The sequence below is a fragment of the Simplicispira metamorpha genome (genome assembly GCF_004341365.1).
Lineage (GTDB): Bacteria > Pseudomonadota > Gammaproteobacteria > Burkholderiales > Burkholderiaceae_C > Simplicispira > Simplicispira metamorpha.
The window spans coordinates 121,349-142,515 of sequence record NZ_SLXH01000004.1 but is presented as its reverse complement, the minus strand read 5'-3'; the positions used below and the strand labels follow the sequence as shown (position 1 = coordinate 142,515).

11 protein-coding genes are annotated in these 21,167 nt (G+C 65.7%); all 11 read left to right on the top strand.

Translation table 11 applies throughout. The features are described from left to right. Window positions 1–8 precede the first annotated feature (8 nt). The 11 genes from EV674_RS03585 (at window position 9) to EV674_RS03535 (ending at window position 21,154) form a co-directional block, all read left to right on the top strand. Entirely contained in the window at window positions 9–713 is a 705-nt protein-coding gene (locus EV674_RS03585) for a hypothetical protein (RefSeq protein ID WP_132750356.1), read from the top strand. Window positions 714–819: 106 nt separating this feature from the next. Continuing rightward, entirely contained in the window at window positions 820–1,992 is a 1,173-nt protein-coding gene (locus EV674_RS03580) for an HDOD domain-containing protein (protein ID WP_132750355.1), read from the top strand. A gap of 99 nt (window positions 1,993–2,091) precedes the next feature. Then, entirely contained in the window at window positions 2,092–3,078 is a 987-nt protein-coding gene (locus EV674_RS03575) for a Bug family tripartite tricarboxylate transporter substrate binding protein (protein WP_119012008.1), read from the top strand. Window positions 3,079–3,190: 112 nt separating this feature from the next. Further along, entirely contained in the window at window positions 3,191–9,169 is a 5,979-nt protein-coding gene (locus EV674_RS03570; RefSeq protein WP_119012059.1) for an Ig-like domain-containing alpha-2-macroglobulin family protein, read from the top strand. A 207-nt stretch (window positions 9,170–9,376) separates the two neighbouring features. Continuing rightward, window positions 9,377–10,441: a GGDEF domain-containing protein gene (locus EV674_RS03565; protein WP_119012007.1), complete on the top strand. Its 1,065-nt coding sequence runs from the start codon at window positions 9,377–9,379 to the stop codon at window positions 10,439–10,441. Window positions 10,442–10,496: 55 nt separating this feature from the next. Beyond that, window positions 10,497–12,824 carry a penicillin-binding protein 1C gene (pbpC, locus tag EV674_RS03560; RefSeq protein ID WP_119012058.1) on the top strand — a complete coding sequence of 776 codons (2,328 nt, stop codon included), beginning with the start codon at window positions 10,497–10,499 and terminating at the stop codon, window positions 12,822–12,824. 42 nt (window positions 12,825–12,866) lie between these two features. Further along, window positions 12,867–15,161, top strand: coding sequence for a diguanylate cyclase domain-containing protein (locus EV674_RS03555; protein ID WP_241524859.1), 2,295 nt, complete (start codon window positions 12,867–12,869; stop codon window positions 15,159–15,161). Between the two features lie 201 nt (window positions 15,162–15,362). After that, window positions 15,363–16,535: an alpha-hydroxy acid oxidase gene (locus EV674_RS03550; RefSeq protein ID WP_119012056.1), complete on the top strand. Its 1,173-nt coding sequence runs from the start codon at window positions 15,363–15,365 to the stop codon at window positions 16,533–16,535. Between the two features lie 246 nt (window positions 16,536–16,781). After that, window positions 16,782–17,711 (top strand): DMT family transporter, encoded by a 930-nt coding sequence (locus EV674_RS03545; RefSeq protein WP_119012055.1) that lies wholly within the window; start codon window positions 16,782–16,784, stop codon window positions 17,709–17,711. Window positions 17,712–17,890: 179 nt separating this feature from the next. Next, window positions 17,891–19,453 (top strand): methyl-accepting chemotaxis protein, encoded by a 1,563-nt coding sequence (locus EV674_RS03540; protein WP_119012006.1) that lies wholly within the window; start codon window positions 17,891–17,893, stop codon window positions 19,451–19,453. Window positions 19,454–19,588: 135 nt separating this feature from the next. Further along, on the top strand, window positions 19,589–21,154 hold the full coding sequence (locus tag EV674_RS03535) for a methyl-accepting chemotaxis protein (protein ID WP_132750354.1): 1,566 nt from the start codon (window positions 19,589–19,591) through the stop codon (window positions 21,152–21,154). Window positions 21,155–21,167: the final 13 nt, after the last annotated feature.

The following is a 21,167-nucleotide window of genomic DNA, read 5'->3' as shown; positions in this document are numbered from 1 at the left end:
GGCACGCCATGAGCTTGATTGTTCACGTTCAGGAGCAAGCGTTTCAGGCGATGCTGATTTCCAGCATTGAAACCTTTCCCAGCAGTTACCTGCCGCCAGAGCAGGGCCAGTCCCGCCGCCGCAAAGACAGGCCCCAAGACGGCGAGGCCATGGGCTTGCTGTTTGGCCAGCGGGTGTACAAGGACGATTACGAGGTGTTCAACGTCAGCCTGGCGGTGACCATGCAGGCCACGGAGCGCAACTCCGATGAGGTCAGCTACAGCGACTTTCACTTTGAGCGCATCCGGGAGGTGACCGAATCCTTCCCGCACCTGGAGTTTCTGGGCGCATTCCACAGCCATCCGTGGAAAAAAGAAGACTTCGGTGCCGAGGCCACCGAGCCTTCGGAAGCGGACGAAGAAAGCGCCATGGAGGCTGCGGGTGAATATGGCGAGGAGCTGATTGAAATCATCCTCGGCATCACCGCCCTGAGCCGCAACAGCTACCGCGACGCCACCCAAGATGGGCATTCCATCGACAGCTTTTGCGGGCGCTACAAATACCGGCTCTCGGCTTACTGCACCGTCGGTGCAGTGGAGGAAGACTCTGACGAGAGCGAGGAGGACGAGGAAGACGCGGAAGACGAAGCAGACGAGGACATCGAAACCGGGCTGCTGCCCGTCGATCAACTCATCTGCCCGGTGGCCGCGCACGGGGGCAGAATTTTCACCTGAACGCTGCCGTTGCCGTCCGCCGCCGCCAGCGGCCAAAAGCAAACGCCGGGGCGGCCGATATTCTGGTTAGCATAGGCAGCTTGTCCTTTCACACAGAGTCCAACCCGTGTCTGTCTTGCTGCTCTTGATCCCCGTTGCGGTCGCTATTGCCGCTGTGCTCTGGTGGAAGTTGCGCCGTCCAGCGGACAGCACGCCACCGTCGTCATTGCCCCACCACGCTGCCAGCGGCATGCCTGCGGCGCGCTCACCTGCGGTCAATCCGCCTGCGGCGTCTGCGCGCCAGGCTGTCGTGCCCGTCCTCAGCGCCCGCGCCAGCGCTGCGCTGGCCGAGCCCATGCCCCCCGTGCTGGAAGACTTTGTTCTGGTGCGTGAGAGCGCGCTGCCCGCCGCCCAGCACGAGGCGCTGATGACGGTGATTGGCGGTATTCCGCGCCCGCCCATGTCGCTGCACCAGCTGCTAGCTCCTGACTTTTTTGACCGCGCCGACTCCCTCATGCTCAGTGAGCTGCTGATGGGCGAGCCCCTGATTGCCGCCAAGGTGCTGGCCACTGTCAACTCGCCGTTTTACGGGCTGCACCAGTCCGTTACCAGCATTGAGCCAGCCATCACGTTCCTGGGCATGGACACCGTGCGCAACATTTGCGTGCAGTACATGCTGGCCCAGGCCTTCAAGCCCGAGCTGCGCGCCGCCCAGCGCTCGTTTGACACCATCTGGCGCTCCAGCGCCATTGCCAGCGAGCTGTGCCTGCGCCTGGCCCAGGCGCTGGGCCTGCCCGACCACGGCGCGCTGGCCACCAAGGTGGTGATGGTGTTTGTGGGCCACCTGGCTGCTGCCTCGCTGCTGCCGCACAACACCGTCGAAGAATGGCTGGTGCTGGACCGACTGCACCGCGCCAAGCTGGAGCAAGAGGTGATTGGCCTGAGCGCTGGCGAGATCGGCACCCTGGTCTTGCGCACCTGGGAGCTGCCGCAAGAGCTGGTGGGCGATGTGGCCGCCACCAGCCGCGTGCTGGTCACGCCCGCCAGCGCCGCCGACGCGCAGCGCGTACCGCAGTTGGCACTGGCCTATTTGTGCGTGGGCCTGGGCGAGCGGCTGGCGCTGGGCCAGTTGTCGTCGCTGGGTGATGTGGACTTGTGGGGGCACGTTGGCCCCGATGCCTTTCATTTGCGCTCTTACCTCACGCACCCGGCGCTGGCCGCGTTGCCCGAACTGCTGCGCTCCCCGGCCCTGGAAGAGGCCGTGCAGCAAATGCTGGGCAAAAGCCAGGTGCTGGTGTAGTCGTGCTGCCACGCACCATGCGCACCGCCCACGGCAGCCATGCCTGCTCCTGCGCACGCAGACGTTGAGACCTGTTTTTTCTTTTTTCGGAACCACGCCATGTTCGCTCTCCGCCGCCATTTTCTGAACCGCGCTGTGCGCGCCGCCTGCGCCCTGGCTACCGTGTGCGCCACGGGCTGGGCACTGGCCCAGCCGCCCAAGCCGGTGCATATTTTGGTGGGTTTTCCGCCCGGCGGTGGCTCGGACGCCATTGCCCGGCTGCTGGCCGACAAGCTCAAAGAACCCCTGGCCACCAGCGTGGTGGTGGACAACCGCCCTGGCGCCGGTGGGCAGATTGCGGCGCAAGTGCTCAAAGCGGCCCCTGCCGATGGCACCACGCTGTTTTTGTCGCACGACCACACCATCTCCATCTTGCCGCTGGTGGTCAAAAACCCCGGTTACGACCCGGTGCGTGACTTTGTTCCAGTGGCTGGCATTGCCACTTTTGTCAACGCCCTGGCCGTCTCGGGTGGCACGCCAGCGCAGGGCTTTGGTGACTATGTGGAGTGGGTCAAGGCCCAGGGGGGCAAGGGTGCGGTGGGCATTCCGGCGCCCGCATCCACGCCCGAATTTCTGGTCAAGCTGATCGGCCAGAAGTACCAGCTTGACCTGGTGGCCGCCCCTTACCGTGGCAGCGCGCCCATGCTGGCCGACATGCTGGGCAACCAGATTGCTGCGGGCGTGGGCTCGGTGCAGGACTTCATGGAGAACCACAAGGCGGGCAAGATCCGCGTGGTGGGCGTGCTGGGCGGCAAGCGCCAAGCGGCCTTGCCCGATGTGCCCACCTTCGATGAGCTGGGCCTCAAGGGCTTTGACGACCTGCCGTACTACGGCATTTACGCCCCCAAGGGCACGCCCGAGCGCGAGATCAAGCGCCTGTCCGCCGCCGTCGCCCAGGTGCTGGCTTTGCCCGAGGTGCGCGACCAGCTCACCGCGCTGGGCCTGACGGTGGGCTACATGGCCCCGCAGCAACTGGCCCAGCGCGAGCGCGCTTACACCCAGGTTTGGCGCAAGATCATCCAGGACAGCGGTTTTCAGCCGCAGTAAAGCGCGTTAGCCTGCCCTTGCAACGGCCTGCCTGTGTGCAGGCCGTTTTGTTCTCTCACCCCTTTGGAGCCACTGCGTGAATCCTCTCTCCACCTTGCTCGCCGCCAGCCTGATGCTGGCCACCAGTGGCGCCCAGGCCTTGCAGATCACCCGCTTTTCGCCCCAGGGCGATGTGGCCCCGGTGCGCCAGGTGCGGGCCCAGTTCGATGGCGCAGCGGTGCGCTTTGGCGACCCCAAGGCCCCGGCGCCCCTGGAGGTGCGTTGCAGCGATGCCCAGGCCAGTGCGGGCACAGGCCGCTGGACGAGCGAGCGCGAGTGGGTGTTCGACTTTGCCCGCGACCTGCCGCCCGGCGTGGCCTGCACGGTGCAGGCAAAAACAGGGTTCAAATCGGCCTCTGGGGCAGCGCTGACGGGCGCTACCAGCTATCAATTCAATAGTGGCGGCCCGGTGGTGCAGGACGTGCGCCCCGACACCTGGGAAGAGATCGACGAAGAACAGTTCTTTGTGCTGCAACTCAACGGCGCAGCCAGCCTCGCCAGCGTGCAGCAGAACGCCTGGTGCGCTGCCGAGGGCATGGGTGAGCGCATTCCTGTGCGCCTGATCGAAGGCAAAGAGCGCACCGAGCTGCTGCAAACCCAGCGCCTGCAACAGCGCGCAGCCAAAGACCCGCTGGCCTGGGTCACGCTGGCGTGCAACCGGCGCCTGACGCCCTCAGCCAAAGTGCAGCTGGTATGGGGCGCGGGCGTGGCCACGCCCAGCGGTGTGGCCAACCGCGTGGAAAAACGCTTCGCCTACACGGTGCGCGCCCCGTTCACCGCCCAATGGCGCTGCGAGCGCGAAAATGCCCAGGCCGCCTGCCTGCCGATCCGGCCCATGGCGCTGGCCTTCAGTGCGCCGGTGCCTGCCAAGCTGGCGGCAGCCATCCGGTTGAAGTCGAAAAACGAAACCATCCAACCCCGGCTGGGCGATACCGATGGCAGTGGTGATGGCGAAAAAGTCGCCCCCGATACCCTGGTCGATCGCATCACTTTTGCCGCCCCGCTGGCCGAGAACACCGCCTTCACGCTGGAGCTGCCCAAAGATTTTCAGGACGCCGCAGGGCGCACCCTGGCCAATGCCGCCAGCTTTCCGCTGAAGGTGGCCACGGGCAGCATGCCGCCGCTGGCCAAGTTTGCCGCCGCGCCGTTCGGCATCGTGGAGCGATTTGCCGAGGCGCCTGGTCAGCCCGCGCTGCTGCCGGTCACGCTGCGCAAGGTCGAGCCTGCCCTGCGCGTGCAGGGCCTGCAAGCCGGTGCCAGTGCGCCCGCACCGGCCGCTGGCAAAGTCAGCACCCTGCAACCGGCCACCGATGCCGACACCATCGCCTGGTACCGCCGGGTGCAGCGCTACCACGAAGGCAGTGTCGATCGCGCCCAGGCCCGTCGCGATGTGCAGGCGCCGCTGCCTGCGCCGGTGTCCGATGACGACAAAGACGTGGTGCAGTCGCGCATGGTGTCGCTGTTGCAGGGGCGCAGCGGCGTGCGCGCGCTGGATTTGCCAGCCAGTGCCAGCACCGACCCGCGCCCGTTCGAGGTGGTGGGCATTCCGCTGGCGCCGGGCTTTCATGTGGTGGAAATTGCCTCGCCCGCGCTGGGCGCCTCGCTGCTGGATGCGCGCCACGGCGCCACGCGCACCATGGTCGTGCGCACGTCGGCGCTGGTGACCAATCTGGGTGTGCATTTCAAGCTGGGGAGCGAGAACGCCCTGGCCTGGGTCACATCGCTGGACAAAGGCGTGCCCGTGGCGGGTGCGCGCGTGGCGGTGTCCGATTGCCGGGGCAAGCTGCTGGCCAGCGCCACCACCGACGCCCAGGGCCGCGCGCAGTTCGAGGGCCTCTCGCCCGAGGCACCCACCTGCTACGACGACGGCGGCGGCTCCGAGGGCTACTTTGTCAGCGCCCGCCACCAGGGTGACGACGGCGTACAGGACATGGCTTTCACCTGGAGCGAATGGCAGCGCGGCATCGAGTCCTGGCGCTTCAACGTGCCCACCCGCAGCGATGCGCAGGCCAGCGAGCGCGCCCACACCATCTTCGACCGCACGCTGCTGCGCGCGGGCGATACCCTGTCGATGAAACACCTGCTGCGCACCGAGACGCTGGGTGGCTTTGGCCTGCCCGCGCAGTGGCCCGACACCCTGGTCATCACCCACGTGGGCAGTGGCCAGCAATACACACAGCCGCTGGATTGGCGCAACACCGCCACCGGCGGGCGCAGCGCACACAGCCGCTTTGCCGTGCCCACTGCGGCCAAACTGGGCGTGTATGCGGTGGAGCTGCGCACGGGCGAGGGCGGCGGACGCAGCCTGGCCTCGGGGCAGTTTCGCGTCGAGGAGTTTCGCCTGCCGGTGTTCTCCGGCCGTGTCGGCCCGGCCGACAGCAAAGCGCTGGTCAACGTGCGCGCGGTGCCTGCCAGTGTGCAGGTCAACTATGTTTCGGGCGGGCCCGCAGCGCAGTTGCCGGTGCGCGTGTCGGCCCTGGTGCGCAGCAAGGAGTTGGCGTTTGCCGATTACGACGCCTTCAGTTTCAGAGCGCCGCGTGCGCGCGAGCAAACCACCGCGCAGGGCGAGGAAGAGGCCGCTGCCGCCCAGGATGAGCGCGTGGTGGCCGACAAGCTGCCCCTGACGCTGGACCGCCAGGGCCAGGGCCGCGTCACGCTGGAGAACCTGCCGCGCGCCAACACCGCCCAGCAGCTGGCCATCGAGGCCACCTATGCCGACCCCAGCGGTGAGGTGCAAACCCTCAGCAGCCAGCACACCCTGTGGCCCGCCGCCGTGGTGGCCGGGATCAAGACGGAGGGCTGGGTGTCGGCGCGCCAGAAAATCCGCTTCCAGGCGCTGGCCCTGACGCCCGCTGGCAAGGCCGCCGAGGGCGTGCCGTTGCAAGTGCAGGCCATTGCCCGCACCACCACCACCAGCCGCAAGCGCATGGTGGGGGGCTTCTACAGCTACGACAGCCACACCGAAACCAAAGACCTGGGCACCGTCTGCACCGGCCACAGCGACGCGCGCGGCCTGCTGCTGTGCGAAACCACCATCGCCGAGCCCGGTGAAGTCGAACTGATTGCCACCGCGCGCGACAAGGATGGCAACACCTTCGATGCTGCGTCCTCCGTCTGGGTGACGCGCCAGGGCGAGCTGTGGTTTGGCGGCGACAACCACGACCGCATCGAACTGCTGCCCGGAAAGACCAACTACCAGCCCGGTGAGACGGCCCAATTCCAGGTGCGCATGCCGTTCCGCTTTGCCACCGCGTTGGTGGCCGTGGAGCGCGAGGGCATCATCGAGACGCAGGTGGTGCAACTCAACGGCCAAGACCCTACCGTGCGCCTGAAGGTGCAGGAGGGCTGGGGCCCCAACGTGTACGTCAGCGTGCTGGCGCTGCGCGGGCGCCTGCGCGAGGTGCCCTGGTACAGCCTGTTCACCTGGGGCTATAAAGCGCCGCGCGAGTGGTGGACGGCCTTCTGGTACGAGGGCAAGCAGTACACCGCGCCCACGGCGCTGGTCGATTTGAGCAAGCCCGCCTTCCGCCTGGGTGTGGCCGAGATCAAGGTGGGCACGCACGCACATCAGTTGGGCGTGAAGGTGCTGGCTGACAAGGCCAGCTACCCGGTGCGCGGCAAGGCCCAGGTCACGGTGCAGGTCAAACTGCCCAATGGCAAACCTGCCGCCCATGCCGAGGTGGCGCTGGCTGCTGTAGACCAGGCCCTGCTGGAGCTGATGCCCAACCAGAGCTGGGATGTGCTGGGTGCCATGTTGCAGCGGCGCAGCTGGGGCGTGCAGACCTCGACGGCGCAGATGGAAATCATTGGCCGGCGCCACTACGGCAAAAAAGCCGTGCCTGCGGGCGGCGGCGGCGGGCGTGCGCCCACGCGCGAGCTGCTCGATACCCTGCTGCTGTGGCAAGGCGCCGTGCAGCTTGACGCCAACGGCCAGGCCCAGGTGACGGTGCCGCTCAACGATGCGCTGACCAGCTTCCACATCGTGGCCGTGGCCGATGCGGGCGTAGGCCTGTTCGGCACCGGCAGCACGCAGATCCGTAGCGCGCAAGACCTGCAAATCATCAGTGGCCTGCCGCCGCTGGTGCGCAGCGGCGACCAGTTCCGTGCCCAGTTCACGCTGCGCAACACCACCAAGGCGGCCATGCAGGTGGAGCTGGCGCCACGCGCCGCGCCGCTGCAATTGCCACCGCAAACGGTGCAAATCCCGGCAGGCGAAGCGCGCGAAGTGGTGTGGGACGTGACTGCGCCCGCGCAGCCCGCAGTGGGCCGCACCGATTCCATTGCGTGGGAGATCAGCGCCAAAGACAGCGCCAGCGGCGCCCGCGATGCCCTGAAAGTGACGCAGCGCCTCATCCCCGCCGTGCCGCTGGCGGTGCAGCAGGCCACGCTGGTGCAGCTCGATGGCAGTCTGAGCCTGCCCGTAGGCCCGCCCGCAGACGCCTTGCCCGGGCGCGGTGGCCTCCAACTGGCCTTGCAACCCACCCTGGCCGAGGGCCTGCCCGGCGTGCGTGACTGGTGGGCGCGCTACCCCTTCACCTGTCTGGAGCAAAAAACCAGCAAAGCCATTGGCCTGCGCGATGCCGCGCTGTGGCACACCATCGTGGCGCAACTGCCCACTTATCTCGACAACGACGGGCTGGCCACGTACTTCCCGCCGCGCGATGGCGATGCCAACCGGGGCAGCGACACGCTCAGCGCCTACCTGCTGGCGGCGGCGCACGAGGCCGCCGCGCTGAACCCCGCGTTTGCTTTGCCGGATGAGGTGCGTGCGCCACTGGAGCGCGGTCTGACCGCTTTTGTGGAAGGCCGCATTGAGCGCGACTTCTGGAGCCCGCGCAAAGACCTAGATGCACGCAAGCTCGCTGCCATCGAGGCCCTGTCGCGCTACGGCAAAGCCCAGGGCCGCATGCTGGCCAGCATCACCATCGCCCCCCAGCAGTGGCCCACGCACAGCGTGATCGACTGGCTGAACATCCTGAAACGCGTGCAGGATGTGCCCGAGCGCCGCCAGCGCCTGGCCCAGGCCCAGCAAATTCTGCAAAGCCGCCTGAGCTACCAGGGCACCAAGCTCCTCTTCAGCACCGAGCAGGACGACCACTGGTGGTGGCTGATGCAAAACGGCGACGTCAACACCGCCCGCCTGCTGCTGGCCGTGATGGACGACCCGGCCTGGCAGGGCGACCTGGGCCGACTGGCCAGCGGCTTTATCGCCCGCCAGCAGGGCGGCGCCTGGCAGACCACCACGGCCAACCTGTGGGGCGCGCTGGCACTGGAGAAGTTCAGCGCCCAATTCGAGGCCACGCCCGTCACCGGCACCACCCGCGCCAGCCTGGCCAGCCAGAGCGCCAGCGTGGACTGGGCCAAAGTCACGCGCGCCACCGCGCAAGACGCCAGCGGCGCGGCGCACCAGAGCAGCACGTTCGGCGCCCCCGCTGCACCCGGCATGTGGCGCGGCAATACCGCGTTTTTGCCTTGGGCCGCTGCACCCACCACGGCACCGGCCAAAGAGGCGCTCACCGTCACCCACCAGGGCAGCGGCAAGCCCTGGCTCACGCTGCAAGCGCTGGCCGCTGTGCCGCTGAAAGCACCGTTCAGCGCGGGCTACCGCATCCGCAAAACCATCACCCCGGTCGACCAGGCCAACAAGGCGCTGCCACCGGGCCAGTACACGCGCGGCGACGTGCTGCGCGTGGCCCTGGAAGTGACCAGCCAGGCCGACATGACCTGGGTGGCCATCACCGACCCCATCCCCGCAGGCGCCACCATTTTGGGCAGCGGCCTGGGGCGCGACGCGGGCATCGCCACCCAGGGCGAGCAGCGCGGGGGTCTGTTCGGCAGTGCGGGCTGGCCTGCGTTTGAAGAGCGCAGCTTTGAGTCCTTCCGTAGCTACTACGAGTACCTGCCCAAGGGCACCGTGAAGATGGAATACACCGTGCGCCTGAACAACGTGGGCGACTTTGCCCTGCCCCCCAGCCGCGCCGAGGCCCTGTACGCGCCCGAGATGTTTGGCGAGGCACCCAACACCCGCGTGCGCGTAGTGGCCGCCCCGTAGAGCCTGGGTCAGGCTGTTGCCATGGTGGCGGCGGCTACCCAGTCCTGCCGGGGGGCGACAAGAATTGGCTTATCCCGGCATGGCACTTTTGCATGCTATGTTGCAGTGCCTGCGTCGGCGCCTGCGCCGCAATCAAGCGAATCTGCCTGCAGTGGGCCAATGGTTTGGGCTACGAGGCATTATTGATCCGTAAGTCGAGGTTTGCGAATGAAAAAGACCGACCAATCCTTGCTTGAGCAAATGCGGATTACTGATTTTGAGATCAGTAGCCGAAAGGCGCTTTTCTCTATTCTGGATACAGATGAGATCGCGCTCAAGGGCGCAAAGCCATACATCGAGGCCCGCATCAGCGCGCTGGTGGATCAGTTTTATGACATGCAAACAGCTGTGCCGGAGATTGCATTGCTGATTGGTGACTCGGAAACACTGGGGCGGCTGTGCAGTGCGCAAATCAGGTACGTGATGGATCTGTTCAGTGGGTATTACGACATGGAGTATGTCAATAACCGGCTGCGCATCGGACTGGTTCACAAGCGCATTGGTGTCGAGCCAAAGTTGTATCTCACTGCGGTGCAGACATTGATGAAACTGTTGTTTCAGCTAATTCAGGAAATCATCCCCGAGGCCGACGAAAAATTGCGGGTGACAGAGGCGCTGCAAAAACTGATCATGTTCGATATATCGCTTGTTTTTGATACTTATATTCGGAGTCTGATTTCCGAAATAGAGATTTCAAAAGACAAGTCTGAGCAATATGCCCGTGTGCTGGAAGAAAAAGTCCGGGAGCGCACCATGCAGCTTGAAGAACTTTCCAGAACCGATCCATTGACAGGGTTATTGAACAGGCGGCATTTGATTGAGACATTGACGCGTGTGTTGCGTGCTGCCCAGCGGCGCAACGAGCATGTGACCATGGTTTATATAGATGTCAATGATTTTAAAGCCATCAACGATACCCAGGGACACCAGCGTGGGGATGAGGTTTTGCAGATGGTTGCCAAAGCCTTGAAAATGGCCACCCGGCTGGATGATTACTGCTTTCGTTATGGGGGTGACGAGTTCTGCGTCATTATGTCCAACTGCCAAATGGCCCAGGCCCGAAATAGCTGGGAAGGGCAGCTTCTGGGGTTGATTGCGCAGCAGCCAGACAGCCCGAAGTTGAGCATCGGCTATGCGCAAACCGGGCCCCACGAATTTGTCTCTGCCGAGGCGCTTATCCGTCAGGCCGATGAGCACATGTATGCCGTGAAAAAAACGATGAAAAGTGTTTGACATGCCACAGCGGTGTGGGAAGCGTACCAGCCTGGGCAGTGGCAAAGCAGTGGCCATGCAGTGGCCCAAGCTTGCTATTTTTTTGATAGCTTTTAGCGCAGGCCCTGTCTGGGCTTTGCCCTCTTTTGACGAGGTAAAGCGCGATTTTCGCCCCTCTGAGGTGCTGGTGCTCTCGCGCGAGGGCGAGGTGTTGCAGCGCCTGCGCCAGGACGCCAGCGTGCGCCGGGGCCAGTGGCTGGCGTTGGCCGATGTGTCACCGGCGCTGCGCCAGGCCATGGTGCTGTCGGAAGACAAGCGCTTTTACGAGCACAGCGGCGTGGACTGGCGCGGCGTGTCGGCAGCGGCCTGGGGCAATCTGTGGAACCAGCGCACGCGCGGCGCCAGCACCATCACCATGCAGCTGGCGGGCCTGCTCGATAGCCCGGAGATGGGTGATTTGCGCCAGCGACCGGGCGGGCGCACGGTGGTGCAAAAGCTGGGCCAGACCGTGGCCGCGCAGGTGCTGGAGCGGCGCTGGCGCAAAGACCAGATTCTGGAGGCCTACCTGAACCTGGTGCCGTTTCGCGGCGAGATCGTCGGCCTGGATGCCCTGAGCCGCACGCTGTTTGGCAAAGCCGCCCATGGCCTGGACGCGCGCGAGGCGGCCGTGGCCGCCGCCCTGGTGCGTGCGCCCAACGCCCGGCCTGCGCTGGTGGCCCAGCGTGCCTGCGGTGTGCTGCGCGAGATGCAGGCAGTGGGCGTGGGCGCGCCAGCCGTGCAAGCCTCGCCGGGCGGGCAGGGCAGGGCTGCCGCTGCGCCAGTGCAGGCCACGCGCGTCGAGTGCGATGCGCTGGCGCTGTTCACTGAGGGCGCGTTGCAGCGCCGCGCCTGGGCCGCCAGCGAGGGCGTGGCGCCGCACTTTGCCCGCCGCCTGCTGGCGCAGCAGGCGCAGGCCGGGCTGCCCCCGCGCATGGCCTCCACCCTGAGCGCGCCGCTACAGCGCTTTGCCGTGCAAACGCTTACCCAGCACCTGCGCGAGCTGCACGGGCGCAACGTCGAAGACGGCGCGCTGGTGGTGCTGGACAACGCCAGCGGCCAGGTGCTGGCCTGGGTGGGCTCGTCGGGCAGCCTGAGCCAGGCCGCCGAGGTCGATGGCGTGCTGGCGCTGCGCCAGCCCGGCTCCACGCTCAAGCCGTTTTTGTACGCGCAGGCCATGGCCCAGCGGCGGCTCACGGCGGCGTCGCTGATCGAGGATTCGAGCGCGCACATCCCCACCGCCAGCGGGCTGTACATCCCGCAGAACTACGACCGCCAGTTCAAGGGCTGGGTGTCGGTGCGCACGGCGCTGGCCGCGTCGCTCAATGTGCCTGCCGTGCGGGCGCTGGTCATGGTGTCGCCCGATGCGTTTTTTGACCAGCTGCGCGCGCTGGGCCTGCCGCTGCGCGAGAGCGGTGGCTACTTTGGCTACAGCCTGGCGCTGGGCAGCAGCGAGGTGCCGCTGTTGCACCTGACCAATGCCTACCGCGTGCTGGCCAATGGCGGGCGTTTCAGCCCGGTGGCACCGGCGCTGCTGCCGGTGGCCGGGGCGGCGCCAGCGCCCGCTTTCACCCCTGCGCTGGATGCGGGGGCCGCCTTCATCGTGGGCGACATCCTGTCGGACGGCAACGCCCGCGCCCGCACTTTCGGCTTGAGCAGTGTGCTGGCCACGCGCTTTTGGACGGCGGTGAAAACCGGCACCAGCAAAGACATGCGCGATAACTGGGCCGTGGGCTGGTCACAGCGCTACACCGTGGGCGTGTGGGTGGGCAATGCCAGCGGCGCGGCCATGCACGATGTCAGCGGCAGCAGTGGCGCCGCCCCCATCTGGGCCAGCGTGATGGCGTATTTGCACGCACGCCAGCCCAGCCACGCGCCCCAGCCGCCGTCCACGCTGGTGCGCACGGCGGTGCGCTTTGGCCCGGCGCCGGGCGGCAGCCCGCTGGAGGCACCGCGCCCGGAGTGGTTTCTGCCCGGCACATCACAGGCGTTGTTTGCTATGGATTTTGGAGCTGTAAGCGCTTATCCGGCGGGCGCTACAGGCCAAAAAAGCTTTCAACCCAGTGCGCGCACGCCCGACCTGTCTGCCGTGCGCATCAGTGCGCCCGCCAGCGGCACCATCGTGGCGCTGGACCCCGACATCCCGCCCCTGCGCCAGCGCCTGCACTTGGCCGCATCGGCCAGCGCGGCGGGGGCGGGCGATGCGCTGCGCTGGCGGCTCAATGGCAAGGCGCTGGGGCGGGGTGCGCAGCTGGCCTGGCCACCCTGGCCCGGGCGCCATGTGCTGCAACTGACCGATGCCCAGGGCACTGTGCTGGACGAGGTGCGCATCGAAGTGCGCGGCGCCGGGCTGCGCGCGGCGCCGTAGCACGTCAGGCCCCACCAAGGCTTGCCTTTTACAATTTGCAAATTGTTTCAAAACCTGCTTGCCGTGCGCATCTCCATCGCCCATCGCCTGATCCTGTTGGCCGTGCTGCTCTCTCTGGGCATCGGTGGCTTGTTTGCGCATGCGATCTGGACGATGCGCGAAAACCAGTGGCACTTTGCCACCCGCAACAACGTCAACCTTGCCCACACCCTCAGCCAGGCCATTGCCACCACCGTAGAGGCGTTTGACCACTCCTTGCAAGGCGTGGTCACTGGTCTGGGCGATGCGCAGACCATGGCGTTGGCGCCAGCGCTGCGCCAGCGCGTGCTGTTTGACTATTCACTGGAGATGCACGGCATTGAAGGCATCTGGGTGCTGGATGCCAAGGGCCGGGTGGTGCTGGAGTCTGGCCCCAACGCCACCGCTGCAACACAGTTGCACCCTTGGCCCTACACGGAGTCATTGCAAGCGTTTCAGCAGGGCAGCCACACCGGATTGCACGTGGGCCAGCCCGTGCGCAGCCCCATCACCGGCCAGTTTGTTCTGCCCCTGAGCCGCGCTTACTACCACGCCGATGGCCGTCTGGCCGGGGTGGTGGTAGGCGCACTGCGGGTGGCGTATTTCAACAAGCTGTTTGCCTCGGCCCAGTTGGGGCTGCAAAGCGGCCTCAACCTGTTGCGTGCCGATGGCATCGTGGTGGCGCGCTTTCCTTACGGCGATGAGGACGTGGGCAAATCCCTGGCGGGCACGGCCAACATGCGCACTTTGCAGTCAGCGCCCAGCGGCACCTTCAACAGCTTTGCCGTGCTCGATGGGGTCGAGCGCATGTACGCCTTCCAGCACATCAACAACTACCCGCTGGTGGTCAATGTGGCCCGGGCGGTCGATTCCGTCATGGCCGACTGGCGCCACAGCGCCGCCTTGCTGGGCGTGTTTGCGCTGGTGCTGATGGCCGCCTGCATGGGGCTGGCCGTGCTGTTTGCGCGCGAGTTGCAGCGGCGCCAGCATGTCAGTGCCCAGCTGCAACAGACCCAGCACGACCTGCAAACCATTCTGGACAACCTGCCCTCCATGGTCAGCTACTGGGATCGGGAGCTGTGCAACCGCTTTGCCAACCGCGTGAGCGACACCTGGTTTGGCATATCGCCCGAAGAAATGCGCGGCATGCCCGCCGCCGACATGCTGGGCGCAGAAGACTTCGCCCTGGTGCTGCCCTACCTGCAAAAAGCCTTGCAGGGTCAGAAACAGCTGTTCGAGCGCACCCTGAACAGCCCCGATGGCCAGGTGCGCCACACCTACGTCTCCTATACCCCCGACCTCGATGGTGAGACGGGCCAGGTGCGCGGCATTTTTGCGCAGATCACCGACATCACCGAGCGCAAGCGCATGGAAGACGAGCTGTTCCGCGAGAAAGAGCGCATGCGCCTGACGTTGCAGTCCATTGGCGACGCCGTGGTCTGCACCGACGCCGAGGGCCACATCACCTACCTCAACCCCGTGGCCGAGCGCATGACCGGCTGGCAGGCGTTTGATGCCGCAGGCCGCGACATCGACACCGTAGCGCCGCTGTACCTGACCAACGGCGCCCAGACCCAGCCCAGCCCGCTGCGCCTGGCGCTGCAAGCGCGCATTGCCTGCGGGCCCACGCGCGGCGTGGTGCTGCACCGCAAGGATGGGCGCCGTTTTCAGGTGGAGGAATCTGCCAGCCCCATCATCGACCGCCACGGCCAGCTCACTGGCGCGGTGATGGTGCTGCACGACGTGACCGAAACCATGGCCATGGCCGAGCGCATGGCCCACCTTGCACAGTACGACGCGCTCACCGACCTGCCCAACCGCGTGCTGCTGCAAGACCGCGCCCGCCACGCGCTGGCGCAGGCGCAGCGCGACGGCAAGATACTGGCCGTGCTGTACCTCGATCTCGATGGCTTCAAGCAGGTCAACGACCAGCTCGGCCACGACGTGGGCGACCAGCTGCTGGTGGAGTTTGCGCGGCGCCTGCGCGCCGCCGTGCGCCAGTCCGACACCGTGTGCCGCCAGGGCGGTGATGAGTTTGTGGTGCTGCTGCCGGGCCTGCTGAACACTCACCAGGTGGGCGTGGTGGCCGACAAAATCCTGGCCACTTGCGTGCCCGACTTTGTGCTGTCAGCGCACACCGTGCGGGTGGGCGTCAGTGGCGGCATTGCGCTGTTTCCGCAGCACGGCAAAGACTTTGAAGCGCTCTCGCGCCACGCCGATGCCGCCATGTACGCCGCCAAACGCGGCGGGCGCGGGCATTTTCGCCTGTATGCCATCGATGGCGAAGAGCACCAGCGCGTGGCCCCGGCATCGCTCTGAGGCAGATGATTTGCTCCTGAAAACGTAGCTGCTGGCGCAATACCAGAGCGCGATACGGCCATTTTTGGCATCAAATAAACCCGCGCCATCTGGCAGCGCCTGGAAATTTGTTGCATCCCGGCAGAAATTATTTTGATGGCCGCGCCGCCCACGGCTGCCTACCATGGCCGCCAAGCTCACCCCCTTGCCAAGGAATTCTCTGTGACCGATCTGTCCAAAATCACCTGCATCGAAGACCTGCGCGTTGTGGCCCAGCGCCGCGTGCCGCGCATGTTCTACGACTACGCCGACTCGGGTTCCTACACCCAGGGCACCTACCGCGCCAACGAGGCCGACTTTGCCCCCATCCAGCTGCGCCAGCGCGTGGCCGTGAACATGACCGGGCGCAGCACACGCACCACCCTGGTCGGCCAGGATGTGGCCATGCCGGTGGCCATTGCGCCCACCGGCCTCACGGGCATGCAGCACGCCGACGGCGAAATCCTGGCCGCCCGCGCTGCCCGTGCCTTTGGCGTGCCCTTCACGCTCTCGACCATGAGCATTTGCTCGATTGAGGACGTGGCCCAGCACGCCGGGCCGGGCTTCTGGTTCCAGCTCTACGTGATGCGCGACCGCGATTTCATCGAGCGCCTGATCGACCGCGCCAAAGCCGCTGGCTGCACCGCGCTGCAACTGACGCTGGATTTGCAAATCCTGGGCCAGCGCCACAAGGACATCAAAAACGGCCTCTCCACGCCGCCTAAGCCCACGCTGGCCAACCTCATCAACCTGGCCACCAAGCCGCGCTGGTGCCTCGGGATGCTGGGCACCCGGCGGCGCAGCTTTGGCAACATCGTCGGCCATGCCAAGGGCGTGGGCGATTTGTCGTCGCTGTCGTCGTGGACGGCCGAGCAGTTCGACCCCGAACTCAACTGGGGCGACGTGGAGTGGATCAAAAAGCGCTGGGGCGGCAAGCTCATCCTCAAGGGCATCATGGACGCGGAAGACGCGCGCCTGGCTGCTGACAGCGGCGCTGATGCGCTGGTGGTCAGCAACCACGGCGGGCGCCAGCTCGATGGCGCGCCGTCGTCCATCCGGGCGCTGCCCGACATCGTTCAGGCCGTGGGCCGCGATATTGAAGTGTGGATGGATGGCGGCATCCGCAGCGGCCAGGACGTGCTCAAGGCACGGGCGCTGGGCGCACGCGGCACGCTGATCGGGCGCAGCTTTTTGTACGGCCTGGGTGCGTTTGGCGAGGCGGGCGTGACCCGCGCGCTGCAAATCATCCACAAGGAGCTGGATACGACCATGGCGTTTTGTGGCCGTACCGATATCAACACGGTGGACGCCTCTATCTTGCTGCCGGGGACGTATCCGGTGCCTGTGTTGGGGTGATGCGTGGGCTCTTGCCTTTGCTCAGGGCAGGAGCCACCAGAGCCCATTGGAATCCAGACCCCGATTTAAGCCCTAATCTGCCTCTGGGCTTTATCTGGTAAGCGCCAGTAGCTATCTTTTTTGAAGCATCTGCGCCGCTGGCTCAGGCAGCCATCGCCGACCACGCACGCACGCGCAGGGGCCTGGCGCTATGCTGGCGCCCCGCCGCGCACGTTGGCTGCCGGCGGTTTCTGGATTGTTCCCCCCATGTCTCTTCCCCTGAATGAACCCGGCTGGCTGTGGGTGCCGGTGGTGCTGTTTGCCGCTGCTGCGCAAACCGTGCGCAACACGGCCCAGCGCTCTTTGACCACTGAACTTGGCACCCTGCCTGCCACGCTGGTGCGTTTTTTGTACGGCTTGCCGTTTGCGCTGGTGTACCTGGCGCTGCTGTGCCTGTGGCTGCCCGCCGCGCGGGTGTTGCCCGACTTCAGCCTGGTCTATGTGGGCTGGATTGCGCTGGGCGCGCTGTTCCAGATTGCCGCCACGGCCGCGCTGCTGGTGGCCATGCAGGAGCGCAACTTTGCCGTGGCCGTCACGCTGGCCAAAACCGAGGTATTGCAGGTGGCGCTGTTCGCTGCCCTGTTTTTGCACGAGCTGCCCACGCCGCTGGCGCTGCTGGCCATGGTGCTGGCCACGCTGGGCGTGGTGGTGTTGTCGCTGCCCGCCGACCGGACGCAGTGGCTATCGGCCTCGGCCTGGCTGAGTCGTCCGGCGCTGTACGGGCTGGCCGGTGGCGCCTGTTTTGCGATTGCTACCGTGTGCTTTCGTGGTGGAGCGCTGGCACTGGGGGCTGCATCGCCCTGGGTGTCGGGCGCCTGGGGCGTGCTGCTGGCGCAGAGTTTGCAGTCGATAGGATTGGGCGCTTGGGTGGCACGGCGCACGCCCCAGGGCTTGGCGCCGCTGTGGCGTGCCTGGCGGGTGTCGCTGCTGACGGGGGCCATGGGCGCTGCGGCATCACTGGCCTGGTTCACCGCCTACGCGCTGCAAAGCGTGGGGCCGGTGCGCACGCTGGGCATGATCGAAGTGGTGTTCAGCTACTTTGTCTCGCGCCGCATCCTGAGCGAGAACCTGCTGTGGCAAGAAAAAGCCGGCATGCTCATGGTGGTGGCCGGCTTGCTGCTGGTGTGCTTGCAATAAACCTGTGCCTGTTGAACAGCGGCACCGCGCTGGTGATGCCGAGTTGTAAGTAAAGTTGCGCTTTTGTGGCACTAAATGTTACATTCAAATGAATGTTTACAGATCGGGCCATAAATTCGGCCATTTTTTGTTTTATCCCTATGGTCTGGGGGAATTTTTTCGGCTAAAGGGGCCTGCCTATGCGAATCAACCTGCCTGTGACGGACGATGAATACGATTACCCCGCGCAGAGCATGTTGGTTTCCAGCACGGACACCAAGGGCGTCATCACCCACTGCAATACAGCGTTCATGGACGCCAGCGGCTATGCCTATGACGAGCTGATTGGCCAGCCCCACAACCTGATTCGCCACCCCGACATGCCGCCCCAGGCCTACAAGGACATGTGGGCCACCATCGGGCGCGGCCACGCCTGGACGGGGCTGGTGAAAAACCGGCGCAAAAACGGCGGCTTTTACTGGGTGCGTGCCAACGTCACGCCCATCATGGACGGCGGTAAGCCGCGTGGCTATATGTCGGTGCGCACCAAGCCCGGGCGCGCTGAGGTGCAGCAGGCTGAGGCGTTGTATGCGCAGTTGCGCGCCGACCATGCTGCGCAGCGCCAAACCCTGCGTTTGCACCATGGCCGGGTGGTGTACCCGGGGCTGCGTGGCCTGTGGCAGCGTGTGGAGGGCATTTCTGCCACGCAGAATCTGGCGCTGATGCTGCTGGGCGTGGTCATCGTGGGCATGGTGCCGCGCTGGCTGGGTTGGCAAGGTGCCCTGGCCTGGGGAGCCGAGCTGGGTTTGATGCTGGCGGGCATTGCAGGCGTGCTGGCCTGGTTCCATGGGCGCATCGTGCGCGGTATGCGTGATGCCGGGCAATTTGCCCGCGACATTGCAGCCTGCAACCTGACCACCCAGCTCCAGAGCGAGCATTTCGCCCCCTCCTTGCGGTCATTGGCGGGCAATTTGCAACAAATTCAGGTCAATCTGCGTGCCGTGGTGGGCGATGTGCGCTCTGAAATTGCAGGCTTCATGGGCTCTGCCGATGACATTGCCCAGGGCGGCCACGATCTGTATGCGCGCACCGAAGCCCAGGCCGTGAGCCTGGAGAAAACCGCCTCTGCCATGGAAGAGCTGTCCAGCACCGTGCGCCAGACCGCCGATACCGCAGAGCGGGTCTCTGGTGACAGCGCCCAAAGCGCCGAAGTGGCGCGCCGGGGTGGGCAGGCCGTGCAGCAGGTGGGCCAGGCCATGCAGGCCATCGAACGTTCTTCAAGCCAGGTCAGCGAGATCATTTCGGTGATTGAGGGCATTGCGTTCCAGACCAACCTGCTGGCGCTCAATGCCGCCGTGGAGGCTGCGCGTGCGGGTGAACAGGGCCGGGGTTTTGCCGTGGTGGCTGGTGAAGTGCGGGCGCTGGCCCAGCGCAGTGCCAGCGCTGCCAAAGAGATTCGCACGCTGATTGGTGCCTCGGCAGCGCAGGTGGCCGACGGTTCGCGCCAGATGGCAGAAGCGGGCAAAACCATTGCCGAAGTCGTGGCCTCGGTTTCGCGCGTCAGTGAGCTGGTGCACCAGATCAGCCTGGCCACCACCGAGCAGTCCGTGGGCATTGGCCAGGCCAACGAGGCCGTCACCCAGCTGGAGGCTGTCACCCAGCAAAACGCCGCGCTGGTGGAGCAAACCGCTGCCTCGGCGGATGCGCTCAAAAGTAACTCCACGGCGCTGTCGCGTTCGGTGCAGGTGTTCCTCCTGAACTGATGCGCGGGGGAGTGTGCTGCTGCCTGTCGTTTATTTGCAACAAACTGTATAAAAGAGACCAGTGCATGCGGTGTATAGGGGTGCTGATGTGCCCGATTCCTATACTTGCGCGCACCTCACCATAGAGCCCGCAGCATGCGTACCAATTTGCCAGTCACGCCCCACGAATTTGATTTTCCCGGAGACGAATTGTTGATGTCCACCACGGACGCCAAGGGCATCATCACCCACTGTAACGCCGCCTTTGTCCGGGTCAGCGGCTATGCGATGGGCGAGCTGATGGGCCAGCCGCACAACATGGTGCGCCACCCCGATATGCCCCCCGAAGCGTTCAAGGACATGTGGAACACCATCGGCAATGGCCGCAGTTGGGTGGGTGTCGTCAAGAACCGGCGCAAGGATGGCAGCTTTTACTGGGTGCGCGCCCACGTCACGCCACTGATGGAAAACGGCAAGCCCAAGGGCTATATGTCGGTGCGGGTCAAGCCCACGCGCGAGGAGGTGCGCGAGGCCGAAGTCCTCTACCAGCGTGTGCGCCAGGAGCGTGAGTCGGGTAAGCGCACTTTCTACCTGCACGCAGGCCATGTCCGCCCCACGGGCTGGCGCGACCGCCTGGGGCGCCTGCAACGCGCCACCTTCACCGAGCGCTTGGTGGCCCTGATGCTGCCGCTGTGGGCGGCAGCGCTGGTACCGCAGGCCATGGGCTGGATCCATAGCCCCCTGGCGCTGATGTTGCAGGCGGCACTGGTCATGGGCATCTCGGCCTTCATTTTGTGGCGCTTTCACCGCCGCATCACCCGGGCGCTGGCCGATGCCAACCAGGTGGCCATCGCCATCGCCGGGTGCAGCATTTCAGGTGACGAGCGCCGTATCCGCGAGCGCCATCCCATGGCCTTGCTGATGGAGCGTTTGCAGCAAATCCAGGTCAACCTGCGCGCCGTGGTGGGCGATGCCCGCAGCGAAATCGGCGCCTTTGGCCGCATTTCCGCAGAGATTGCCCAGGGCTCCCACGACCTGTCGGCGCGCACCGAGTCGCAGGCGAGCAGCTTGCAACAGACCGCAGCGTCCATGGAAGAACTCTCCAGCACGGTGTGCCAATCGGTGGACACCACCGACCAGGTGCTCAAAGAAAGCGCGCACAGTGCCGAGCTGGCCCGCCGTGGCGGCGCTGCGGTGGCCCAGGTCAGTGAGGTGGTACAGGCGATCGAGCAATCCTCACGCAAGATGGGCCAGATCATTGCCACCATTGAGGGCATTGCCTTCCAGACCAACATCCTGGCGCTCAACGCCGCCGTAGAAGCCGCCCGCGCCGGGGAACAAGGCCGTGGTTTTGCCGTGGTGGCCGCCGAGGTGCGTGCGCTGGCCCAGCGCAGCGCCAAGGCAGCTGGCGAGATTCGTACCCTGATTGGTGAGTCAAGCGCCCACACCGAGCGCGGTGCGGTGCAGATGCAATCGGCCCGCCAGACGATTGAAGAGGTGGTGCAGTCGGTGGCCCACGTCAATGCGCTGATGGGGCAGATCGGCATGGCCACGCGCGAGCAGTCGCAAGGCATTGCCCAGGTCAACGAGGCCGTCATCGACCTGGACCGCGTGACGCAGCAGAACGCTGCTTTGGTCGATGCCTCGGCACAATCGGCCAACGCCATGAGCCACAACGCTGCCGTTTTGGGGCGCACTCTGGCCGTTTTCCGGCTGCCTTGAGTCCGGCCAGGTG

Excerpts from the sequence above, each read along its gene's own strand:
- EV674_RS03575 (WP_119012008.1), top strand. The coding sequence starts at position 2,092 with ATGTTCGCTCTCCGCCGCCATTTTCTGAACCGCGCTGTGCGCGCCGCC.
- EV674_RS03570 (WP_119012059.1), top strand. The coding sequence starts at position 3,191 with ATGCTGGCCACCAGTGGCGCCCAGGCCTTGCAGATCACCCGCTTTTCG.
- EV674_RS03585 (WP_132750356.1), top strand. The coding sequence starts at position 9 with ATGAGCTTGATTGTTCACGTTCAGGAGCAAGCGTTTCAGGCGATGCTG.
- EV674_RS03535 (WP_132750354.1), top strand. The coding sequence starts at position 19,589 with ATGCGTACCAATTTGCCAGTCACGCCCCACGAATTTGATTTTCCCGGA.
- pbpC (WP_119012058.1), top strand. The coding sequence starts at position 10,497 with ATGCAGTGGCCCAAGCTTGCTATTTTTTTGATAGCTTTTAGCGCAGGC.
- EV674_RS03545 (WP_119012055.1), top strand. The coding sequence starts at position 16,782 with ATGTCTCTTCCCCTGAATGAACCCGGCTGGCTGTGGGTGCCGGTGGTG.
- EV674_RS03540 (WP_119012006.1), top strand. The coding sequence starts at position 17,891 with ATGCGAATCAACCTGCCTGTGACGGACGATGAATACGATTACCCCGCG.
- EV674_RS03565 (WP_119012007.1), top strand. The coding sequence starts at position 9,377 with ATGAAAAAGACCGACCAATCCTTGCTTGAGCAAATGCGGATTACTGAT.